Consider the following 21,002-nt stretch of genomic DNA (forward strand, 5'->3'; position numbering starts at 1 on the left):
CGCCCCAAAAGGGTGTTTTGGGGGGGGTGTGCTTGCCCCGCGATGGCTTTACATCAGAAGCCCAGGCGATCGCGCAGGCTGTAGTACCAGGCACCGATGGCGCTGAACGGCACACGCAGCATCTGGCCACCCGGGAACGGGTAGTGCGGCAGGCCGGCGAACGCGTCGAAGCGCTCGGCCTGGCCGCGCAGGGCCTCGGCCAAGACCTTGCCGGCCAGGTGGGTATAGGTGACTCCGTGGCCCGAGCAACCCTGCGAGTAGTAGATGTTGTCGCCGATGCGGCCGACCTGCGGCAGGCGCGACAGGGTCAGCAGGAAGTTGCCGGTCCAGGCGTAGTCGATCTTGACGTCCTTGAGCTGCGGGAAGGCCTTGAGCATCTTCGGGCGGATGATCGCCTCGATATTTGCCGGGTCACGCGCACCGTACACCACGCCACCGCCGAAGATCAGGCGCTTGTCGCTGGTCAGGCGGTAGTAATCGAGCAGGTAGTTGCAGTCCTCGACGCAGTAGTCCTGCGGCAGCAGGGTGCGGGCCAGTTCTTCGCCCAGCGGCTCGGTGGTGATCACCTGTGTGCCGCAGGGCATCGACTTGGCAGCCAGCTCCGGTACCAGGTTGCCCAGGTAGGCGTTGCCGGCGACGATGATGAATTTGGCGCGCACCTTGCCCTGCGGGGTATGCACCACCGGGTTGGCGCCACGCTCGATGCGCACGGCCGGGGTTTGCTCATAGATGATGCCACCCAGCGACTCGACCGCGGCGGCTTCGCCCAGGGCCAGGTTCAGCGGGTGGATGTGGCCGCCGCTCATGTCGAGCATGCCGCCTATATAGCTGTCGCAGGCCACCACTTCGCGGATGCGCTTCTGGTCCATCAGCTCCAGCTGGTTGTGGCCGAAGCGTTCCCACAGGCGTTTTTGCGATTCCAGGTGGCCCATCTGCTTGCTGGTCAGCGCGGCGAACACGCCGCCGTCCTTCAGGTCGCACTGGATGTTGTACTTGGCCACGCGCTCACGGATGATGCGCCCGCCCTCGAAGGCCATCTGACCGAGCAGTTGCGCCTGCTTGGGGCCGACGGTGCGCTCGATGACATCGATGTCGCGGCTATAGCTGTTGACGATCTGGCCACCGTTGCGGCCCGAGGCGCCGAAACCGACCTTGGCGGCCTCGACGATGCTCACCTTGAAGCCGTTCTCCAGCAGGAACAGGGCGCTGGACAGGCCGGTGTAGCCGGCACCGATGATGCATACATCGGTTTCCACCTCACCCTGCAGCGCCGGACGTGGCGGCACCGGGTTGGCCGAGGCGGCGTAGTAGGACTGGGGGTAGGGGGTGTTAGCCATGCTCGAGGGACCTCGTGTTTTATATTTTTAACGAATGTACCGATGCTATCAATAATAATAAACACCCGCTAGTCGTCCGGTGAAAATCCTTTACGCCCCCCTGAGCCTCGACCTTTCTATAAATAGTTTAAGATTCAGTAGCTTAGCGTGAAAAAAACAGTTGACAGGGTATCTGGATCGGGTAGAATGCGCCCCACACGACAGGCACATAGCTCAGTTGGTTAGAGCACCACCTTGACATGGTGGGGGTCGTTGGTTCGAGTCCAATTGTGCCTACCAAATCAGAAGAGGGCGATCCGCAAGGATCGCCCTTTTTGCTTTTGGTCGCTTCCAGCGGGCGAGCCGTATGCGAGATCGGCCGGTAAAAGCCTTGCCCGCAGGTCACTGGGGCGGTTCGGATAAATTTCGCAAAGTTTTTGATTTTTTTGAAAAAAACGCTTTACAGGTGCGCAGTCGATCACTAATATGCGCACCACACGACAGGCACATAGCTCAGTTGGTTAGAGCACCACCTTGACATGGTGGGGGTCGTTGGTTCGAGTCCAATTGTGCCTACCAAATCAGAAAGGGGCGATCCGCAAGGATCGCCCTTTTTGTTTGTGCAAGAAAAGACGCTTGCGGTGTTTTTCCTCGGTCGCCCTGGTACGGCCTTAGCGCTTGCTGCTGTGGCGTCGCACCAGCGCACCGTCATCGCACGTATGTGCCAACGGCAGCAGCCAGTCCAGCATCTGCTGGCGTTCATTGGCCTGCAAAGGGCTGTCTGCCCCCTCGAACTGAGCGCCCAGGGCCCTTAGCGCATATTCGACCACTGTATTGTTGACGACTGTTTTTGATGTCTCGATGTGGTGGTGAATCGATGCCATCAGCGTGTCGTGATCCTCTGTCGGTTCGAGGCTCAGCGACAGGGCAAGATACCTGGGCAGCCCTCGCTTGTGGCCTGCCATCATGGCGACTGCGCGGTACAGGTTGACGACATCTTCCTTGTCGATGTGCCCTGCCGAGCGGCTTGCATAGTAACGCTCGAGTCGGTTGATGGCGTACGGCAGGTCCGCCTGCCAGCGGCCTTGTGCTACCAGTGCTTGTTCGCGTACATCCCCGATCGTCAGCAGATAATCCAGATAGCCTGCGAAGCTCCGAGCTTCCCTGGCGTAGCGCAACCGACGCCAGCGTGAGCCGAATTCGCGCTCCCAGGTCCAGCGCCTGACCTGTGGCAGCAGTTCCTGGTTGAGCCAGTCCAGTGTGTCCTGGCAAGGCCACCAGCCTCTGGCTGACGGTTCGCGTTCGCTGAGGTCGTGGGGCGTCCACAGCAGGTCTAGCCAATCGCTGGAGAATGCCTCGGTCGACGCATGGGTGGTGATCACCGCGTGGTAGCCGCTGTCGTGACGGTCGGTTGCCTGTGCGTGGCAGGGCTTGAGCATGCTTGGGTGGGCGTCGAACATGTGCCAGGGGCTTGTGCCTGCGGCGTAGTCGTGCGCCTCGCAGAAGCGGGCGATGTAGCTCCAGGCACGCTTGCGCAGCGAGCCGATTTTCACCCGGTGCGAGCCACCGTGGGCGATAAACGGAAATCCGCTGGCGGACAGGCTGCGCTCCAGTGCCTGCAAGGTGTCGCGCATCACCACGGTGAGCGCGTCGGCGACATCGGCAAGTGCCTGCACCACGGGTTCTTCGAGTATCAGCCGGCTGCTGGGCAGGTCGATCAGGTAACGGTCCTTGTCGCCTGGCATCAGCCCGACGATGAACGGGCGCGACTGGCTGTCCAGTGGCGCGCCGCTGGCAAACAGAAAGCGCTCGAGCAGCCATTCGTGGCTGACGGTGATCGTCACGCCGCGCAGGTCGTGCTGGTGGAAGTCGAAGGCGGCGGTGGCGCGGGACGCGGTAAGGTCCGGCAGGAACACGCTCAGCGAAAACCAAGGCCCGCGGTAGTACCAGTGACGGCCGTGATGGCCGATGCGGGTGAAGGCATCGGGGCTGCAGGCGCTGTCGGGCGCATGCCTGGCGGCGGCCAGGTGGTCGCTCAGCCTGCCTGGGCGTTCTACGAATGCCCTGGCTTTGCGTGCCACGTAGGGGCGTGGGTCGAAGATGGATTTGGCAACCAGCTCGGTGAACCCTACGCGTTCCATCCACAGGTTGCCAAACGTCTCGATATGCGCGCCAGGGAAGAACTTCGACAGCACGTCGGGATGCTGCTGCAGTCTCTGCGTCAGGTCGTGGGCGGTCCACAGCTGCCCTTCGATACCTGCCGCTTTCAGGCGTTGTTTCTCGCCGATCCAGCGACTGGCCAGCGTGCCGATCTCGCGCTGCGCGAGGATCAGGGTGAACGAGCGCGTGAGCGAAGGCCAGGGGCCATTCAGGAAGGCATCGATTGCTCCCGTCAGCTCGGTGCCGGTGAAGTCCTTCCAGGCCTTGCATTCGAAGACGTTCAGCTGGTCGGGGCTCTCCTCGTCCTGGGCGAACAGGTCGATGCCGCCTTGCCGGGTGCCGCTTTTCCCGAGGCGGTGGCAGCCGCCAAGCGGTTGTTCCTTGCTCAGCAGCCACCAGCACAGCTGTTCGAAGGATTGCGCCGGCATCGCGAAATCAAGCACGAAGGTCGTGCGCGGGTAGATGCGCGTGTCGGGGGTGATGCTGGCTTCGGGTTGCAGGTGCGAGGGCCACTCCTGCGGCAGTTCGGGCATGCTTGCGGTGGTGACTGTGGCGTTTGAAGGTTCCAACCTGAGTCCTTGTATCGCTGTCTGTCCATTGTGGTGCGGCAACATCTTCGGCCAGGTCGATTACCGAAGGCAACAGACAAAGCCTGCGACAGAAGTGCCATGAGGGGATGTTCCGGGCCATGCTAGAATCCGCCCCTTCGAATCTGGAGGTACAGGCGTGCGCAAACTGGCGGTGGTAATGGCGGTGTTGGCCCTGGCGGGCTGTAACAACGAGGTCGAAGGCGTGCACAAGCAGGTGGCCGAACACCTGAACAACCCCAAGACGGCCAAGTTCGCCAACGTGCGCTTCGACACCCAGGGTTCCATCTGTGGCCAGGTGCGCGGCAAGGATGACGCCGGTCAGTACGAGCCTTATCGCAGCTACGTGGCGATCAAGCACGACGGTCAGTACGAGATCCTCATCGACGAGACCGGCAACAACCTGCGTATCCGTGAAGTCTGCGGTGGCGCCGACCTGCAGCGCCGCGCCGAGGCGCTGGCCGACCAGCCGGCACCGGAAGGCTGGGACGTGGAGGTGATCCAGGGGCCGAACATGGGCGCCCTGACTGACATGACCGCACGCCTGATCGAAAAGGGCATCCCGTCCTGGGTCGAATACCGCGACGGCAAGCCGGTGGTGCTGATGGGGCCGTTCCCGGCCAAGGTCGAGGCCGATGCGCGCAAGGCCGAAGTGATGGCCAAGCTGGGCACCGACTCGATCGTCATCCAGCACGGCGTCCAGCGCTGACGTTCACCCGTACCTGCCAGGCTTGGACGCTGGGCAGGTATCAGATTGAACGCGGGCTTGCCTCGCGTTCGGTGCCGATGTCCTCGAACACGCTGATCAGATGCTCCGGCTGCCCGTCGGCGCGGCGCTCCAGCGAGGTGCGTGCCCGCACCCAGAGGTAGTGCCCGTCCTTGTGGCGTACACGCTTCTGCACTTCGTATCGCTCGATCTCGCCGGCCAGCATACGCCGCAGCAGTGCCAGGTTGTCCGGCAGATCGTCGGGATGGGTGAGCTGCTGGAACGTCGTGCCGTACAGCTCGTCCTCACGGTAACCCAGCAATTCGCAGAGGCTGCCGTTGACCCGCTGCCAACTGCCATCCGGGTCGATGTAGGCCAGCGCGCCCCAGGCCAGTTCGAAGATGGTGCGAAAGCGCGCCTCGCTCTGGCGCAATTCCTCTTCGGCCACCTTGCGCTCGGTGTTGTCCATGCTGATGCCGACCATCTTTACCGGGCGCCCGGCACTGTCGCTCAGCACCGTGGCGCGCGAGGCGATCCAGCGTTGGTCGCCGTCGGGGCGGGTGATGCGAAAGTCGCACTCGCAACCGGTGCCGTCAGCCACGGCCTGGGCATACATGCCCTGCATGTGGCTGGCGTCCTCGGGATGGATGTGCTCCCAGAAGTCCTCATTGCGCCGTAGTGGCCAGCCATATACTGCCTCGACGTTGGGCGAGTAGGTCACTTCGTCGGTGACCAGGTTCCATTCCCAGGTGACGATGCGCGCACCTTCCTGGGCCAGCTTCATGCGCGTCTCGCTCTCCATTATCTCGGCGGTGTAGCGACGACGCACGTCGGTCATCGGCAGCTCGACCACCTCGGCCTGCTGCACGCTGTGCAGGGCCTCTTCGCCATAGCGCAGCCAGATCCAGTTGACCTTGAGCAGGTCGGCCAGCTTGCGCAGATTGGCGTAGTCGATCTCGCCGCCGCGGGTCCACTTGTGCACCGCCGTGCGCGAGATCCCCAAGGCCGTGCCCACCGCCTGCAGGGTCAGCTTGTGGTGTTCGAGCAGTTCCTTGAGGCGAAAGGCGAAGCTGTTTTCCGTCATGGGTGCTGGATCCTTGGGCGTGGGCGAGGCAGCCAGTATACCTGAGCTGTCAACTTGAGGTTGACAGCTCGGTTGCCGCGCCCGGCGGCGCCGGTTAACGTGGCGCCTGACTTATAAAGGACAGGGATGCACCGCATGAGCCGATCATTGGAACTCAACCGCGCCAGTTGGAATGAACGGGCGCCGCTGCACGCCGCTTCAAAGGACTACGAGGTCGAACGCTTTGTCGCCGAAGCCGGCCACCTGTCCGAAGTGGTGCGTTTCGACCTGCCACGCCTGGGCGATATCCATGGCCTGCGCACGGTGCACCTGCAATGCCATATCGGTACCGACACCTTGTCGCTGGCGCGCCTGGGTGCGGATATCTGTGGCCTGGACTTCTCTGCCGCCTCGCTGGCCCAGGCGCGTGACCTGGCCGAACGTTGCGGCGCTGGCATTGCCTATGTCGAGGCGGACGTCTACCAGGCTGCTCAGGTACTACCGGCCGCTGGTTTCGATCTGGTCTACACCGGTATCGGCGCGTTGTGCTGGCTGCCGAGCATCGAGCGCTGGGCGCAGGCGGTGGCGGCATTGCTCAAGCCGGGCGGACGCCTGTTCCTGCGCGATGGCCACCCGATGCTGATGGCGGTCAACGAAGACCATGAGGACCGTTTGCAACTGGAGTATCCGTACTTCGAGTGCGAGGCACCGACCGTGTGGATCAGCGACCAGACCTACGTCGATACCGACCAGGCCCTGACGCAGACCGAAACCCATGAGTGGAACCATGGCCTCGGCGAGGTGATCACCGCGCTGTTGAGTAGCGGCCTGCGCATCACCGCCCTGGAGGAGCACCAGAGCATTCCCTGGGAGGCCTTGCCTGGGCAGATGGCGTTAGGTGATGACGGCGAGTGGCGCCTGGTCGAGGCGCCCTGGAGATTGCCGCTGAGCTATACGCTGCAGGCGGTCAAAGGGTAGGTCAAAGGCTTGGCGTGTACGCGAGCCGTGGGAGCGGGCTTGCCCCGCGACAGGTTCGCGATTGCAGTCGCGGGTCAAGCCCGCTCCCACGAAATCCGCGCCATTTCAGTCAGGGACCTGTGTGCTCAGGACAGGAACCCGCCGTCCACATTGAGCGCGGTGCCGGTGGTATAGCTGGAGGCGTCGCTGGCCAGGTACAGCACCGCCCCGGCCATTTCGCTCGGGTCGGCCACGCGCTTGAGCGGGATCTGCTGCAACGCGGCATTGCGGATGCTGTCGTTCTTCACCAGCGCCGAGGCGAACTTGGTGTCGGTCAGGCCGGGCAGCAGGGCGTTGCAGCGGATACCGAACTGCGCGCACTCCTTGGCAAACACCTTGGTCATGTTGATCACGGCCGCCTTGGTCACCGAGTAGATGCCCTGGAACAGCCCCGGTGACACTCCGTTGATCGAGGCCACATTGATGATGCTGCCACCGCCGTGCTCGCGCATCAGCTTGCCGGCTTCCACCGACATGAAGAAGTAACCGCGGATATTGACGTCGACGGTCTTCTGGAATGCGCCCAGGTCAGTGTCCAGCACGTTGCAGAACTGCGGGTTGGTGGCGGCGTTATTGACCAGGATGTCGAGGCGCCCGAACTGCTCGCGGATGCCGGCGAACACCTGCTGGATCTGCTCCATCTCGCCGATATGGCAGGCCACCGCGGTGGCCTTGCCGCCGGCGGCGACGATCGCCTCGGCGACCTGCTGGCAGCCGTCGAGTTTGCGGCTGGAGACGATCACATGGGCGCCCTGCTGGGCCAGCAGGTGGGCAATGGCTTCACCGATGCCACGGCTGGCACCGGAAACGAAGGCGATCTTGCCGTCGAGGTCGAACAGGTGGGTCTTGGACATTCGGGTATTCCTTGTTGTATGCCGGGTTACAGGCTGGATTTGCCGATCAGTTGCAGGCTCATGTGCTCCAGCAGCTTGTTCATGTGGATGAACTGGGCGAAGCGTTTGTCCTGGGTCTGGCCGTGGAAGAAGCGGTAGTAGATCTGCTGGACGATACCTGCCAGGCGGAACAGGCCATAGCAGTAATAGAAGTCGAAATTGTCGATGCGAATGCCGGCGCGCTCGGCGTAGTAGTCGACAAACTGCTTGCGGGTCAGCATCCCCGGTGCGTTGCTCGGTTGGCGGCGCATCAGTTGCACCGGCGCCGGGTCGCCGGCCTCGATCCAGTAGGCCAGGCTGTTGCCCAGGTCCATCAGCGGGTCGCCGATGGTGGCCATTTCCCAGTCCAGTACGCCGATGATGCGCATCGGGTTGGCGCTGTCGAGGATGACATTGTCGAAACGGTAGTCGTTATGCACGATGCCCGGGCGCGGGTGGTCGGTGGGCATCTTCTCGCGCAGCCAGGCGATCACCTGCTCCCAGCGAGGTGCGTCGGGGGTCAGGGCTTTTTCATAGCGGCTGGCCCAGCCTTCGATCTGGCGCTGCACGTAACCTTCCGGTTTGCCCAGGTCGGCCAGGCCGCACGCCTGGTAGTCCACCTGGTGCAGCTCGACCAGGCGATCGATGAAGCTTTTGCACAGCGCCTCGGTTCGGTCGGCGTCCAGGTCGAGTCCGGCGGGGATGTCGGAGCGCAGGATGATGCCGTTGACTCGCTCCATCACATAGAACTCGCCGCCGATGAGTGCTTCCTCGGTGCAGTGCACGTAGGCCTTGGGGCAATAGGGGAAACCGGCATTGAGCTGGTTGAGGATGCGGAACTCGCGGCCCATGTCGTGGGCCGACTTGGCCTTGTGGCCGAATGGCGGGCGTCGCAGGACGAATTCCTTGCCTGGGTAGGCCACCAGGTAGGTCAGGTTCGAGGCGCCCCCCGGAAACTGGCTGATGATCGGGCTACCCTGCAGCCCGGCGATATGACCCTTGAGGTACGGATCGATGACGGCCGCGTCGAGTTCTTCGCCGGGGCGTACCTGGGTGGACTGGTCGGTGAGCGTCATGCGATTTCCTTATGATCGATAGCAAGGACTATTGGCTAATCTAATTTCCTGTCGAAACTGGTACAAGCGTGCCAGGCGCTTATTGGCCTGGGTGTTGCTGGCCGATCAATGGCCCTGATGGGCGGGCTTTGCGCGGGCGAAAAAAAACCGAAGCGCATCAGGCTTCGGTCTTTTTCATTCGCGATCTACCGCGCCGATCAGGCCGGGAACAGCTCGCTGAGCTTCATCGACAGCATCATGTCGCCTTCGACGCGCAGCTTGCCGCTCATGAAGGCCTGCATGCCGTCGGTGTCACCGCTGACGATACCTTTGAGGGTTTCGCTGTCCAGTACCAGGGTGCAGTTGGCGTCGGCGTTCTCGCCTTCCTGGATCTTGCAGGTGCCGTCCTTGACCAGCAGGGCGTAGTGCTTGTCTTCGTCGGTGATGTTGAAGCCGAACACCAGATCCAGGCCGGCGGCAGCTGCAGGGTTGAATTTTGCCTTCATCGCCTCGACGGCTTTAGCTACATCGCTCATGGTGTATTCCTTGTTAAGTGATATTCGCGTCCGCAAGGACACAACAGACCGGGCTCATCGGTAGGTGACGAGCTCCGGCAACCGCAACAGCCGCACATGGGCTTGGCTGTTGAAGGAAGCCAGGGTGACGTCGCGGCCCCGGAATTTCAGGTGGCTTAGCGACGTGTTGATGATCTGCCAGTTCAGGGTAAATGCCTGAGCCGGCGTGATTCCGCTCACCAGGTGGAGCAGGGCGGCAATGGTGCCGCCGGAAGTGAACAGGGCAATGTTGTCTCCGCTGGCAGCGCTGTCTAGCAGGCGCCCCAGGCCATCGCCGACCCGGCCGCTGAAAGACTGCCAGGTTTCCAGGCGATCGTCGTGGTCGTGGTCGCCGTCGTGCCAGCGCTGCACCATCAGGGCGAACAGACGCTGGAACTCGCTGCGGTGCTGGGCACCGTTGCGCAGTACATGCAGGGCTTCAGGCTCTTCAGGCAGCAGGCGCGGGAGCAGGGCGCGAATCACGCCATCGGCGTCGAACTCGTTGAAGGCCGGGTCGGTCTCAATGGCCGGGATCGGGTTGCCATGGGCATGCAATGCGTCCAGGGCCAGGCGGGCGGTGTCCTGCTGGCGGCGCAAGGTGCCGGCCACGCAGCGGTCCAGGCGCAGGCCCAGTTGGGCCAGGTGTTCACCCAGTGCCTGGCTCTGACGCTCGCCCACAGGCGACAGGACGTCGTAGTCGGCGGCACCAAAGGAGGCTTGGCCATGTCGGATCAGGTAGAGATTGCCCACGTTGAAGTCCGGCCCGGTTGGAGGTTGCTGCGAGGTTAGGTTGCCCCAGGCGGGCTGTCAACGAAAAAACATACAAGCGTTTGAAAAGGTCGTTTGAACTGTGTTGCCAGCATTTTCACCCGCTGGCAGAGGCTCTGGCGCCCCGGTATGCTTGCATCCAGTTCGCGTCCTTGCGGCGCTGGTTTATCAAGGAGTCAATGTGGAGTTTCTTGCCGAATACGCAAGCTTTCTCGCCAAAACCGCCACCCTGGTGATCGCCATCCTGGTGGTGCTGTCGGCCATCGCCGGCCTGCGTGGCAAAGGGCGGCGCAAGCCGGGCGGGCAACTGCAGGTCACCCGCCTCAACGAGTTCTACAAGGAACTGCGCGAGCGCCTGGAGTCGGGCCTGCTCGACAAGGCCCAGCTCAAGGCCGTGCGCAAGCAGCAGGCCAAGGCGGAAAAACAGCAGAAGAAAAAGCCTGAGGACAAGCGCCGGGTGTTCGTCCTTGATTTCGACGGCGACATCAAGGCCTCGGCCACCGAGAGCCTGCGCAACGAGATCACCGCGCTGCTGACCCTGGCCACCCCGCGTGACGAGGTGGTGCTGCGCCTGGAGAGCGGCGGTGGCCTGGTGCACAGCTATGGTTTGGCGGCCTCGCAGCTGGCGCGCATCCGCGAGGCCGGCATCCCGCTGACCATCTGCATCGACAAGGTCGCCGCCAGCGGCGGCTACATGATGGCCTGTATCGGCGAGAAGATCGTCAGCGCACCGTTTGCCGTGCTCGGTTCGATTGGCGTGGTGGCGCAGATGCCCAACCTCAATCGCCTGTTGAAGAAGCATGACATCGATTTCGAAGTGCTCACCGCCGGCGAATACAAGCGCACCCTGACCGTGTTCGGCGAGAACACCGAGAAGGGTCGGGAGAAGTTTCAGGAAGACCTGGACATCACCCACCAGCTGTTCAAGGATTTCGTCGCCCGCTACCGCCCGCAGCTTCATATAGACGAAGTGGCGACCGGCGAGGTCTGGCTCGGCATCGCTGCGCTCAATCGCCAACTGGTCGACGAACTGGGCACCAGCGACGAGTACCTGAGCCGCAGCGCACGCGAGGCCAACGTGTTCCATCTGCGTTTCGCCGAGCGCAAGAGCCTGCAGGAGCGCATCGGCATGGCCGCCAGCGGGGCGGTGGAGAATACCCTGGTAGGCTTGTGGAGCAAACTCGGGCGTCTGCGCTAACACCTTGAACCCCTTGAAGATTTTTTTCTTCAAGGGGGTTGCAAGGTGCATCGAATGCCGACATAATGGCGTCCATCGAAACGCAGCTGGCTTGAAAAAGCCCAGCGGTTTCAAGGAGATAGCGAAAGCTGACTCCGACTTTGAGGCCGAGTAGCAAAGTGGTTATGCTCCGGATTGCAAATCCGTCTACGCCGGTTCGATTCCGACCTCGGCCTCCACTATTCGAAACCCCGCAGATCTAGGTCTGCGGGGTTTTTCTTTGCGTGCAGAAAATGCCAAGAGTTCCGAAACAAAAGGTATGGAGTTCCGAAACCTCAGCCTTTTGAAGGCTTGGCGATCGCTCCGACTCGACGGTAAACGCGCTCGGTGATTCCTTCTTTCGAGTGGCCCAACAGCACGCTTGCATCGCTCAGATCGTTGATTTCCGACGCCGCCTTCGGTCGGATGTCCCTGAACTGGAAGTGCGCTATCCGGTTGGCCAGGTCGGTTTTTTTCTCCAGTTCAGCCTTCTTTCTGGCTGCCTCTCTGGCTTCGGCCTATCGGTTGCAAAGCATCCCCCAGCTCATGCGCTTCCCGTGCTCCTTGGCTGATTGGAATCTGGAGGCTACTACTGCCCCGCCATCATTGGTTACTGGCTTTCCGTCCAGGGTGGACAGCTGTGAGTAATTGATGTTTTCGCTTGCAACCATCGGTCTGATATAAAACTTCTCTTGTCGTTGTCGGAGCACACTCGATGTAGCTCAGAAACTTCTGAGCATTGAGAGGTGCGTATGACCAGAGATAGGGATAACGGACAGGGTGGCAAGTCAGCCGGTAATGGTAGCTGGCCAGCCGGTCGAGACGAGGATGCCAAGAGGGCCCGCCCAGAGGATCGCGACGATTACATCGAAAACCGGCCCTTTCGAGGCGGGCAGAGACAAGGTCCGCCGGACCCATCGCGGGCATCCAACGCCGAGCGCTATAGCCATCACGAGCGCCCACTGGAATAATTGCCAAGTCTAAAGGCTCACTGATTCAAGGCGAGCACTACTGGCTAGAAGCCCAGCCCCCGAGCTGGGCTTTTTGCATCTGGGCTCACCCCAGGCCCCGGCGCTTCCACGCATCGTACTCCCATAGCGCGCTGGTGTGGAAAGCCGCATAAGGCGCATGCTCCGTAGCTCTTCGACCTGGGCAATGGCCTCGGCCCGATCCCTGGTGCGGATCGCATCCACAGCCTCCGCCCAGTGCTCCAGCGCCTCGGCAAATCTCCGCTTCTCATCGTCGGGCATCTTCGCACCCTTCATGTGAGTGGTTGGGGAGGGTAAGGGTAGAACAAATGGACGTGGGCGGGTGGCGCTTGTCGGCGGACCTATGACTGGCTGTGATAGATTCCGACCTCTAACAGGGAGGTGCCAATGAGCAGCAGAGGAACAGATCGTCAGATCGACAACATCGAGTTCAACGTTAGCGATATCAGCCGCAGCAAGGCTTTCTACGGCGCTGTGTTCGGTTGGACCTTCGTCGATTACGGCCCCACATACACCGAGTTCAGCGACAGCCGGCTTGCTGGCGGCTTCACCACGGGTGAGCCTGTCAGGCCCGGTGGCCCGCTGGTCATCTTGTATTCGGACGACCTCGTCGACGCCCAGGTCAGAGTGTTGGCTGCGGGAGGGAAAATCAGCCGAGAGGTATTTTCGTTCCCAGGCGGGAAGCGATTCCACTTCACTGATCCTGATGGGTATGAGTTGGCTGTCTGGACCGAAACGGACTGAACCAGTTAAGCCCAGTGACTTGCTGGGCATACTCCGGCTTGCGTCTGCGGCTGCCTGGCTGTGGTAGATTGTGGTCCTAAACGCACGATGTCGTGCCTATCAGTCTGGCGGCAGATCTTGGCTGGGATGGTCGCTGAAAACCCTTCTGAACGAGTCTCATCACCATATGCAGATGGCATGTAGAACATCAGGTTGATGCCTATCAGCGCTTTGGCTGGTAGCGGTGAGAGCCAGTCTTCAAACGTGTTCCTGGTGCTGATCAGGGCTGGCTCGAAATTCTTCTTGAGAAGGTCGGTGGAGGCTTCTAGTAGCGCGCCTCCGACTGCAGTGGATAAGGCCAGAAGGCTGCTGACCAGATACTTCTTGAGTGAGGGCATTGTTCGCGTCCTTGCGAGTTGAGATTGACGAGCCCGCGAAAAATCGTGGGTTAAAGAATGAGCGGCGCTTGGCCCGGCTTGGGGTTAATCACGACTTAGCGAATGGCACTGGGGGCCTTGGCCGGAATCGTCCTGGCGGGATGCGGGGCTAGCGATATCAATCGGGCGCGTAAGGCTGCCGCCTATCACTTGAAGGATCCGGAGTCCGCACAGTTTTCACCGACCAAGAACCGCCGGACCTTCTGCGTGTTCCGGTAGTGCCTGTCCAGCTGGGTGGCGCGGGTGATCGGTCCAGCGTGCCAGTCGAAGCTCATCTTCATTCCCTTGGATGGCTGTGATCCCAGGAGCGTAGTATTGTCGGCGGCTGCGCGGACGCGCCCTGACCTGATGGTCTGCGCCGTCTAATTAAGCCAGGCGGCTTGCCAGAAGCTCGACAAACGCCCGCACTTTGACCGGTCGAAAGCGAGCCGTTGGAAAGACTGCATGGATCTCGCCTCGGGGTAGCGACCATTGCGGCAGCACCTCGATCAGCCGGCCTGCTTGCAGGTCAGGCTCAGCCACATAGTCCGGAAGGACCGATAGCCCGGCCCCGAGTAGCGTGGCTTCGCGCACTGCCAAGGTGGCGTTGAGCGACAGGCTGGCTTTCATCTCCACTGTTTCGCGCTGCGAGGCACCCTTGGCAAATAGCCAACGGGTCGGTTCTCGCAGCGCCAGGTTCGCCACGATCGGCAACTCGGCCAGATCCGCCGGGGTCTGCAGTTTGTCCACTCGCGCTTGCCACTGAGGGCCGGCCACCAATCGTTGCGCAAACTCGCCGATTCGCCGGGCCTGCAGATGTTGCTCGGTTATCCAGCCAACGCGAATGGAAAGGTCCAGATCGTTGGCGCCCAGATCCAGGGTCTGGTCGCTGAAGTGTGCTTCGACCTTGCACTGCGGATATCGCTGCGAGAATGCGGTGATGGCCGGCACCACGACACCGATGCCGTAATCGAAAGGGGCGGTCAGGCGGAGGGTGCCCGTCGGCTCGCTGGCGGCTTCGGACAATTCCTCGAAAGCCTCTTCAGCCTCTTTGAGGATCAATGTACAGCGGTGATAGAACTGTTGGCCCGCCTCGGTGGTGCGGACTTTTCGCGTGCTGCGAACCAGCAGTGTGGTGCGACAGTCGCTTTCCAGTCGCGCTACCTGCTGGCTGACCACGGCCTTGGTGATGCCGAGGCGCTCGGCAGCGGCGGTGAAGGAGCCGGTTTCGACCACCGCGGTGAAGTACGCAAGCCTGTTCAGGCTGGAAGCGCCGGTCATTGATATGTCCTTAATGTATGCCAATAACATACAGTTCGTTTATTTTGTGCGCGTTTAAATGTCAATGCTTGATCTATAAGATTCGAGGCATTTCATTCAAGGCGATCCACTATGAGCAAGACCCTGGTTTACCTCTTCGATCCACTCTGTGGCTGGTGCTACGGTGCAGGCGGACTGCTGCCCCGCGTTCTCCAATCCACGGGCCTTGCGTTGCGACTGATACCGACGGGGCTGTTTTCCGGCAGCGGTGCTCGCGCCATGGATGATGACTTTGCGGCCTACGCCTGGAGCAACGACCAGCGTATCGAGCGCCTGACCGGGCAGGTCTTCAGTGAACGCTATCGTGACCAGGTACTCGCCGACCGTCTTCAGGGGTTCGACAGTGGTCCGTCTACCCTGGCGCTCAGCGCAGTGAACCTGACTTCGCCAGAGCACGAGTTCGAAGCGCTCAAGGCGATTCAGGCAGCGCGCTATGTCGATGGCCTGGACGTGACTCGACTGGAGACGTTGACAGCAGTGCTGGCGGACCTGGGTCTGGATGCCGCCGCGCAGCGGCTGACGCGTCCGGATTTGGCCTTGCTGCAGGCCAACGATGATCGTGTGGGGCAGGGGCGCGCCTTGTTGCGTCGCGTGGGCGGTCAAGGCGTGCCGACATTCGTTCTGCAACAAGCGGACGACGCCATGCAGTTGTTACCTGCCAGCGCTATCTTTTCAGATCCTCAGGCCTTCATTCGCGAGCTGAACGTGGGGGTAAAACCATGAGCAGGAGCAACCTGGACATCATCCGAGCCTCGTACGAAGGCTCAGCCGAACAGAATGGCCGGAATCTGCTGGCGGCGCTGGCTGCGGACGTGACCTGGACCGAGGCGGCTGGCTTCCCTTATGCCGGTACCTATGTCGGCCCGCAGGCGATCATGGAGGGTGTGTTCCATCGCCTGGCCACCGAATGGGATGGCTACCAGGCCAAGGTGCATACCTATGTGGCCGAGGACGACCGGGTTGCCGCCTTTGGCGTCTACTCGGGCACCTATCGCAAGACCGGGAAAGCGATGACTGCTACCTTTGCCCATCTGTACCGGCTGAACAACGGCAAGATCGTCAGCATGGAGCAGTACGTCGACAGTGCGCAGGTCAACGCGGCGCTTACCTGAGCCGTTTCACGGTCGGCGTCGGTTCCAGGCGCAGGCCGCTGCAGGGCGGCCTGCGCCGACTGGCATTTACTTGCCCGAAGCATCCTGCTCGACCACCAGGTCCAGCACATAGACTTGCGACGGGGCGTCGGCTGGCGGGTTCTTCCATTCGTACTGCTTTACCCGCACCACGGTACGCACGCCGTCATGGTGCTCGTAGCCCTCGATGGACTGGTACAGCGGGTGCCAGTTGTCCTGGGTCGGCAGTTGCAGACCAGCGTCGTCATAACGGCGCTCGCGCACTTGCAGGCACTGGTAGTTGGGGATCAGCGGATGGCTGCACTTGACTGTGTTGGCGGCAACTTCCAGGAACTTGGTCTCACCCTTGCTGCCGTAGCGGGTTTCTGGAGTGGCTTCGCCCTGAAACTTCAGCACCGAACCGTCCTGGGTGGTCAATTGCAGCATGGGTGCGTGGGTTTCGCCGCTGAAGGCCGCGCGCAGATCACCTTTCAACAGGCGTCCGATCTCGGCATCCAGGTCCATCAGGCGCTTGTCGCAGGCCATCATGGTCGAAGCCAGTTGCTGCACCTTCAGGACACCGTTCTGATAGCTGTAGCCACCGAACTGGTTGTTGCAGCCACCGCTGATGTTCAGGCGCTGGTCACCGAAATTCAGGCGCAACTTGCGCTCGATGCCTGAGGCCAGGGCTGCGTTGGGCTTGCCGGCTGCATCGCTGGCCGATGCCAGGTTCCAGTAGTAGGCCGAGAGCAGAGGCTGGGCTGCGGCAGACGCGGTGGTGGCCGGCATGGAAGGCGATCCTTCATGGGAGGTGGAAGCCGGGGTGCAGGCCTGAAGCAGGGCGGCACAGACGGCGACGAGGAGAATATTCTGTTTCATGGTTCGCTCTTTCAGCCTTGAAAAATAAGGGCGGCATCCTCGCAGGTGGGGTGCGCGCGCCGGTAAGCCGGTTTTGTCGAGGATGTATCGGGTTGTCCGGCGACAACTCGAGGTGACCTCTGCAGCTACCGATGGCAATCGGACAGCATTGATCCCGTTCGGTTTCATGGAATGGGTGATGGGTAAGTGTTACGAAATTTTGCACACTACGCTGGCGGTTTTCGAGCGGATGTCTTGCTCCCCGAGCCCGCGGGTAAGTCGTTCATGGTAGCGGCTGGATGAGCTCGGCGCCCTGGTTGCGTGCATTACCCACTGCCATGCCGACCCGATACCACTCGAAGCGCTCGGCCGGCTCGCCCAGGCCTAGGGCCATCTGCTCGGCAGCTTCGCTGGGCAGGTCGGGCGCCATCCAAGCCACGGCCAGCTGCGCTGACAGCACCACTGGCCTGCGGTCGTGGACATCGACCAGGCCGCCTTGAGCGTCGGCGGTGATGATGACGAAGCCGTCGCGTTCATTGTCGGAAAATTGGCCGATGGCCGCGCAGAGGGCAGGGTGGCCATCGCGGCGGCGGATGAAATACGGCTGTTTCTTCGCCGCGCCCTCATCGACCCATTCGAACCAGCCATCCACGGGCACGACGGCGCGGTGGGGCCAGATCGAGCGAAAGTAGGGCCCATGGGCGACCTTCTCGGCCCTGGCATTGACCGGCGTGACAGGGTCGGTGGCCCAATGTGGGCGCCAGCCCCATTTCACCAGATCGGCCCTGCTGCCGGCAGCCTCCCGGCGCAGTACAGCCACGGGCGTGCCGGGGGCGACGTTGTAGCGCAGCAATGCCCGGTCACCCACGGCGTTACGCCAGGCATCCGGCATGCTGAGCGTTTTGACGAATTCATGGATTCCACGGTACTGGCTGAGCCTTCCGCACATCGTAAGCCTCTCCTGCGTACGCAGGTGAAGCATAGATCGCGCGAGGTCTTGTGCTGCAGGCAAAGAAAGGCCCGCTGGGGAGGGCGGGCCAAGTGTTTCACGGATGAGTCGTCAACTTGCCACAGCAGACGTGAAAATGTTGTCAACGACCGAGGCTTGCGCAGGAAGGAAAGCCCAGAAAAAAGAAAACCCGCCAGATCGGCGGGTTGAACAGAACGTATCGAAGCCAGGCCAGTCTGCCTTGTAGAATGTCAGAATTTCGTGAATGTCATTCTGGCAGGCGCTCAGTAACCGTTACTGAATTTTTCATTGACCATGCGGCGTTTGACCGCGTAGTGCTTTTGATCGATGGCATTCAACAGTAACTGGCTGTCGAGTTCCTCCATCTCGTTTCTTTTCAGGCGTGCGACATGCGCCCGGGTAACCTGATAATTGATCGACTCTGCTGCGTTGTAGCCACTGAATGGGTCCCATAGAACAGACACTGGCCAGAGCAACAGGTTGACCGTACCAGGAACATACGCTCGTCCGTAGAACGATCCGCCACCCGGTAACAGCCCTAATAGCATTGCGGCTGTGGGGCTCTTTTCTTCGGCTGCCAGGTTGTTGGCACGGTAATGGTCGAGTTCGGCCTGCTGAATGGAGTTCAGGCCGGAGGCGCAGCCGCTGGTCAGCATGAGGAGTGCGGCAATGAGTAGGGGGCGGTAATACATTGTGTATCCTTTCTTGCGAGGCAGTTACTCGCGCAAGGTAGGACGCGAGGTGATCACATGCTGCGCTGATGCTGGCCATATTGCTGTCATCCTATTTGCTCAAAGACGTCCGAAATGGCGATTTCAGTGCAGCCGTGCCCCTCAGCCATGCAGGAGTTCCAGTTGGCTGATCACGCATATCGAGCCATCCGAGGCCGGGGTGGTCGAGCTGAAATCCAACTGGTTGTAAACCCCGCCGTGGAAGTTGAACGTATGGCCATTCCAGCTTGACGTCATGTTCAGCATTGCGCTGCTGCCGGTGCGGCCGGCGCAAACGGCCGACACCGTGGCGGCGCCCGCCGCAGTGACCTCGATGGTAATGTCGAAAGGCGCGCCCAGCGGCACCTCGGCCAGGATGGTGCTACTGGTCGGTATCCCCTGGTTGAAGTCCTGGCGAAAACCAAGGGTGACCTTCCCTTTGTTCCAGAACACCTTGATGACCGGGCTGTCGTCATCTTTCACATGCATCTGCGCGATCACCACCTTCTGTGCCGAGTTGACCCGCTCCAGCACCATGCGTTGGTGATTGACATGCCGGCCGGCGCTGGCCAGCGTCCAGTAGACCGCTTCCTTCCACTCACAGCGGGTGCGGTGGGTGCTCTTGCTCGCCGCCCCTTTGGTTGGGGCGGTCATGCGCACGGCACCATCGTCCAGGCGGCTGACAACCTGGGGCAGGGTGGCGAGGGCCTGGGCGCCGGTCAATTCCAGCGCCACTGGGTTGCTGGACGACTTTGCCACTGGGGTGGTGATGATCAGGTTGTCGATGTTCACGGTCATGGTGGATACCTCCTTGATGATAAAGATCCTGCACCGCATGCGAGCCTTGAAAGGGCGCTCGGTTCATCGGGCAAGGGAGGTCCAGGCAAAAAAAGCCCGCCAGGGCGGCGGGCAAAGAGCGTTTTTGAAGGGAGAGCCTGCACTGTGCGCCTGGTCGGTTAAGCCGGGGTTAAGCGCCATGAGGATTGACCCTGTGCGTCGATGCGCCTATATAGGCCTGCCGTTGTTACCGGAGCCTGTGATGCACGACGAAGACGATCTGCACGAACCTGAGCACGACCATCTGCTCGACCCTGAATTCCACGAGGGCTACGACCCCGAGGCGGATGCATACGGGGCCCTTGACGAAGTCGAGGAGGACGAAGAGTCGCTCGACGACTTCGATGACGAAGAGGACCATCCGGCCTGGCACGACGACTGCGACGACTGATGTCGACGCGGGTGCTCAGCGGCGGTCGAGGGAGAACCGCCCGGCACCGCTGACGGCCAGCAGCAGCAAGCCGCCAATGATGCTGAGGTTTTTCAGGAACTGGGTCATGTTGGCGCTGCGCTCGGGTTCGACCATGTTCCAGAACGGATGCCCGATCAGCGCGGTACCCAGCACAAACAGGGCGAACAGCAAGGCCAGGGGGCGGGTGTAGAACCCCAGGATCAACAGGATGCCGACCAGCAGTTCCATGATCACGGCGATGGCCGCAGCCAGCATCGGGGCGGGGGCGCCCAGGGAGGTCATGTAGCCGACCGTGCCTTCGAACCCGGTCAGCTTGCTCCAGCCGGAGAGCACGAAGAGGATCATCAACAGGATGCGGGCGAGCAGCAGAATGAAGTCGCGTTGACCATCGAGCAGGCTATAGCGCATGGCGGCGCTCCAGTGAACAGGGACAGGTTCCACTCTAGCAGCTGCGCGGCGGATTTCCGGCGGGTATGAAAAAGGCGCCGCAAGGGCGCCTTCATCGACAGAAGATGGTGCGAGTGGCGGGACTCGAACCCGCAAGGCTCACGCCGACAGATTTTAAGTCTGCTGTGTATACCAATTCCACCACACTCGCACGATTGGCTGGCGCGCCGCAGGGCAGCCTGGGCCAGACAATCAGGCGCGCTTTATAACCCATTGTTATAGAAGCGTCAACCAGCCTAATGTTCAGGATTCGATAGCACGCGCGATATCGCGCATCTCGCGGGCACTATGGCGCAGGTCATCAACGTGCCCGCCCATTGTGTGCGCATCTGCCTGATGAATCGAATGACGCAGGTAACGGACATGGCCGTCCAGCGCCTGGCTCAGTTCATCGAGTTCGCTGGCGCTGCGCATCAGGTCGTCCTGCAGCCCTTGCATGCGAAGGTTGGAGGTCATGATGGTTCCTGTGGGATCCGGGGCGCGGGCACTATAGTTCAATTGACAGGATGCCGCGATTGCGCCACTGTCGCGCATTGGATCCAACCAGGCCTGTCGCCATGTCATCGCTTCCCCCTGGCCCGGACGCAACGCGGCGTGTTCGCCCAAAGTTGTTCTGGCGCTTGTTGTTCCTTCTGGTCTGCCTGCTGGCGGCGTTTCTTTACGCAGGCTTCATCAGCCTGGGTGGTTACCTGCTGATGCTCGGCTTCGACCAGGAGGCTACGCAGCCCAGGCGCTTGCTCGCCTTCGCAGGCGCAGCGCTGATCCTGCTGGTGGGGGTATGGCTGCTCAAGGTGGCGATGCCGCGCAGGCTGGTGCCGACCGTGGTGGAGCGCGAGCGCTGACGATCGTCGCATAAGGTGCAGTGCATGCTGGACTTTTGACTACGCTCAATATGTC

The 21,002-nt window shown here is 61.5% G+C and carries 23 protein-coding genes, 4 tRNA genes and 2 pseudogenes; 11 read left to right on the top strand and 18 right to left on the bottom strand.

The window, feature by feature from the left end:
• Positions 1-53: 53 nt before the first annotated feature.
• Complete coding sequence (locus ACQ4OD_RS19185; RefSeq protein ID WP_102719452.1) at positions 54-1,337, bottom strand: NAD(P)/FAD-dependent oxidoreductase; 1,284 nt, start codon at positions 1,335-1,337, stop codon at positions 54-56.
• Between the two features lie 202 nt (positions 1,338-1,539).
• Between ACQ4OD_RS19185 and ACQ4OD_RS19190 the strand changes: the two genes are divergently transcribed.
• Positions 1,540-1,616, top strand: a tRNA-Val gene (locus ACQ4OD_RS19190).
• A gap of 202 nt (positions 1,617-1,818) precedes the next feature.
• Positions 1,819-1,895 (top strand) — tRNA-Val (locus ACQ4OD_RS19195).
• A 92-nt stretch (positions 1,896-1,987) separates the two neighbouring features.
• On the opposite strand, the gene ACQ4OD_RS19200 is transcribed toward ACQ4OD_RS19195, so the two are convergent.
• Complete coding sequence (locus tag ACQ4OD_RS19200) at positions 1,988-4,045, bottom strand: hypothetical protein (protein WP_258598510.1); 2,058 nt, start codon at positions 4,043-4,045, stop codon at positions 1,988-1,990.
• A 157-nt stretch (positions 4,046-4,202) separates the two neighbouring features.
• Between ACQ4OD_RS19200 and ACQ4OD_RS19205 the strand changes: the two genes are divergently transcribed.
• On the top strand, positions 4,203-4,772 hold the full coding sequence (locus tag ACQ4OD_RS19205) for an SPOR domain-containing protein (RefSeq protein ID WP_102683328.1): 570 nt from the start codon (positions 4,203-4,205) through the stop codon (positions 4,770-4,772).
• A gap of 40 nt (positions 4,773-4,812) precedes the next feature.
• Here ACQ4OD_RS19205 and ACQ4OD_RS19210 read toward each other — a convergent pair whose 3' ends face one another.
• Positions 4,813-5,853, bottom strand: a complete 1,041-nt coding sequence (locus tag ACQ4OD_RS19210; RefSeq protein ID WP_198755389.1) for a helix-turn-helix domain-containing protein — start codon at positions 5,851-5,853, stop codon at positions 4,813-4,815.
• A gap of 135 nt (positions 5,854-5,988) precedes the next feature.
• Between ACQ4OD_RS19210 and ACQ4OD_RS19215 the strand changes: the two genes are divergently transcribed.
• Positions 5,989-6,810, top strand: a complete 822-nt coding sequence (locus ACQ4OD_RS19215) for a class I SAM-dependent methyltransferase (protein WP_139671985.1) — start codon at positions 5,989-5,991, stop codon at positions 6,808-6,810.
• 125 nt (positions 6,811-6,935) lie between these two features.
• On the opposite strand, the gene ACQ4OD_RS19220 is transcribed toward ACQ4OD_RS19215, so the two are convergent.
• The 4 genes from ACQ4OD_RS19220 to ACQ4OD_RS19235 form a co-directional block, all read right to left on the bottom strand.
• Positions 6,936-7,703 carry an SDR family oxidoreductase gene (locus ACQ4OD_RS19220; protein ID WP_046856224.1) on the bottom strand — a complete coding sequence of 256 codons (768 nt, stop codon included), beginning with the start codon at positions 7,701-7,703 and terminating at the stop codon, positions 6,936-6,938.
• Positions 7,704-7,729: 26 nt separating this feature from the next.
• Positions 7,730-8,797 (bottom strand): phosphotransferase family protein, encoded by a 1,068-nt coding sequence (locus ACQ4OD_RS19225; RefSeq protein ID WP_139671982.1) that lies wholly within the window; start codon positions 8,795-8,797, stop codon positions 7,730-7,732.
• 197 nt (positions 8,798-8,994) lie between these two features.
• Entirely contained in the window at positions 8,995-9,312 is a 318-nt protein-coding gene (locus ACQ4OD_RS19230) for an SCP2 sterol-binding domain-containing protein (RefSeq protein WP_430944767.1), read from the bottom strand.
• A 54-nt stretch (positions 9,313-9,366) separates the two neighbouring features.
• Positions 9,367-10,080, bottom strand: coding sequence for a histidine phosphatase family protein (locus tag ACQ4OD_RS19235; protein ID WP_110698512.1), 714 nt, complete (start codon positions 10,078-10,080; stop codon positions 9,367-9,369).
• 199 nt (positions 10,081-10,279) lie between these two features.
• On the opposite strand from ACQ4OD_RS19235, the gene sohB reads away from it, so the two are divergent.
• On the top strand, positions 10,280-11,296 hold the full coding sequence (gene sohB / locus ACQ4OD_RS19240) for a protease SohB (protein ID WP_102683324.1): 1,017 nt from the start codon (positions 10,280-10,282) through the stop codon (positions 11,294-11,296).
• A gap of 144 nt (positions 11,297-11,440) precedes the next feature.
• Positions 11,441-11,514, top strand: a tRNA-Cys gene (locus ACQ4OD_RS19245).
• Positions 11,515-11,610: 96 nt separating this feature from the next.
• On the opposite strand, the pseudogene ACQ4OD_RS19250 reads toward ACQ4OD_RS19245, so the two are convergent.
• Positions 11,611-11,877 (bottom strand): annotated as a pseudogene (locus tag ACQ4OD_RS19250) (integrase); the annotation flags it as partial.
• Between the two features lie 813 nt (positions 11,878-12,690).
• Between ACQ4OD_RS19250 and ACQ4OD_RS19255 the strand changes: the two are divergent.
• Positions 12,691-13,047, top strand: coding sequence for a VOC family protein (locus ACQ4OD_RS19255; protein ID WP_258598502.1), 357 nt, complete (start codon positions 12,691-12,693; stop codon positions 13,045-13,047).
• Between the two features lie 5 nt (positions 13,048-13,052).
• Here the strand turns inward: ACQ4OD_RS19255 and ACQ4OD_RS19260 are convergent, their stop codons facing one another.
• From ACQ4OD_RS19260 to ACQ4OD_RS19270, 3 genes and pseudogenes are all read right to left on the bottom strand, one after another.
• Entirely contained in the window at positions 13,053-13,424 is a 372-nt protein-coding gene (locus tag ACQ4OD_RS19260) for a hypothetical protein (protein WP_198755386.1), read from the bottom strand.
• 215 nt (positions 13,425-13,639) lie between these two features.
• A pseudogene (locus ACQ4OD_RS19265) lies at positions 13,640-13,738 on the bottom strand (DUF6434 domain-containing protein); the annotation flags it as partial.
• Between the two features lie 91 nt (positions 13,739-13,829).
• Positions 13,830-14,723, bottom strand: coding sequence for a LysR family transcriptional regulator (locus ACQ4OD_RS19270; protein WP_198755385.1), 894 nt, complete (start codon positions 14,721-14,723; stop codon positions 13,830-13,832).
• A gap of 111 nt (positions 14,724-14,834) precedes the next feature.
• Between ACQ4OD_RS19270 and ACQ4OD_RS19275 the strand changes: the two genes are divergently transcribed.
• Both ACQ4OD_RS19275 and ACQ4OD_RS19280 read left to right on the top strand, forming a co-directional pair.
• Complete coding sequence (locus ACQ4OD_RS19275) at positions 14,835-15,485, top strand: DsbA family protein (RefSeq protein WP_139671970.1); 651 nt, start codon at positions 14,835-14,837, stop codon at positions 15,483-15,485.
• Positions 15,482-15,874: a nuclear transport factor 2 family protein gene (locus tag ACQ4OD_RS19280; protein ID WP_102683320.1), complete on the top strand. Its 393-nt coding sequence runs from the start codon at positions 15,482-15,484 to the stop codon at positions 15,872-15,874. Before ACQ4OD_RS19275 ends, ACQ4OD_RS19280 begins: the two co-directional genes overlap by 4 nt.
• A gap of 66 nt (positions 15,875-15,940) precedes the next feature.
• Here the strand turns inward: ACQ4OD_RS19280 and ACQ4OD_RS19285 are convergent, their stop codons facing one another.
• The 4 genes from ACQ4OD_RS19285 to ACQ4OD_RS19300 all read right to left on the bottom strand — a co-directional run bounded on the left by ACQ4OD_RS19285 (position 15,941) and on the right by ACQ4OD_RS19300 (position 19,207).
• A complete protein-coding gene (locus ACQ4OD_RS19285) occupies positions 15,941-16,750 on the bottom strand; it encodes a DUF4377 domain-containing protein (RefSeq protein ID WP_198755384.1) in 810 nt (269 codons plus the stop codon).
• A gap of 262 nt (positions 16,751-17,012) precedes the next feature.
• Positions 17,013-17,678 carry an SOS response-associated peptidase gene (locus ACQ4OD_RS19290; protein ID WP_139671964.1) on the bottom strand — a complete coding sequence of 222 codons (666 nt, stop codon included), beginning with the start codon at positions 17,676-17,678 and terminating at the stop codon, positions 17,013-17,015.
• 284 nt (positions 17,679-17,962) lie between these two features.
• Positions 17,963-18,391 carry a hypothetical protein gene (locus tag ACQ4OD_RS19295; RefSeq protein ID WP_139671961.1) on the bottom strand — a complete coding sequence of 143 codons (429 nt, stop codon included), beginning with the start codon at positions 18,389-18,391 and terminating at the stop codon, positions 17,963-17,965.
• 141 nt (positions 18,392-18,532) lie between these two features.
• A complete protein-coding gene (locus tag ACQ4OD_RS19300) occupies positions 18,533-19,207 on the bottom strand; it encodes a polysaccharide lyase family 7 protein (protein ID WP_139671958.1) in 675 nt (224 codons plus the stop codon).
• A 241-nt stretch (positions 19,208-19,448) separates the two neighbouring features.
• Here ACQ4OD_RS19300 and ACQ4OD_RS19305 point away from each other — a divergent pair, with 241 nt between their 5' ends.
• On the top strand, positions 19,449-19,637 hold the full coding sequence (locus ACQ4OD_RS19305; protein WP_046857840.1) for a hypothetical protein: 189 nt from the start codon (positions 19,449-19,451) through the stop codon (positions 19,635-19,637).
• 15 nt (positions 19,638-19,652) lie between these two features.
• Here ACQ4OD_RS19305 and ACQ4OD_RS19310 read toward each other — a convergent pair whose 3' ends face one another.
• The 3 genes from ACQ4OD_RS19310 to ACQ4OD_RS19320 all read right to left on the bottom strand — a co-directional run bounded on the left by ACQ4OD_RS19310 (position 19,653) and on the right by ACQ4OD_RS19320 (position 20,561).
• On the bottom strand, positions 19,653-20,066 hold the full coding sequence (locus tag ACQ4OD_RS19310; protein WP_102683315.1) for a DoxX family protein: 414 nt from the start codon (positions 20,064-20,066) through the stop codon (positions 19,653-19,655).
• Positions 20,067-20,171: 105 nt separating this feature from the next.
• A tRNA-Leu gene (locus ACQ4OD_RS19315) sits at positions 20,172-20,256 on the bottom strand.
• A gap of 92 nt (positions 20,257-20,348) precedes the next feature.
• Positions 20,349-20,561: a hypothetical protein gene (locus tag ACQ4OD_RS19320; RefSeq protein WP_139671955.1), complete on the bottom strand. Its 213-nt coding sequence runs from the start codon at positions 20,559-20,561 to the stop codon at positions 20,349-20,351.
• Between the two features lie 101 nt (positions 20,562-20,662).
• Here ACQ4OD_RS19320 and ACQ4OD_RS19325 point away from each other — a divergent pair, with 101 nt between their 5' ends.
• Positions 20,663-20,947, top strand: a complete 285-nt coding sequence (locus ACQ4OD_RS19325) for a hypothetical protein (RefSeq protein ID WP_177486044.1) — start codon at positions 20,663-20,665, stop codon at positions 20,945-20,947.
• The last annotated feature ends 55 nt before the right edge of the window (positions 20,948-21,002 follow it).

The organism is Pseudomonas sp. WC1 (genome assembly GCF_050586565.1).
Taxonomy (GTDB): domain Bacteria; phylum Pseudomonadota; class Gammaproteobacteria; order Pseudomonadales; family Pseudomonadaceae; genus Aquipseudomonas.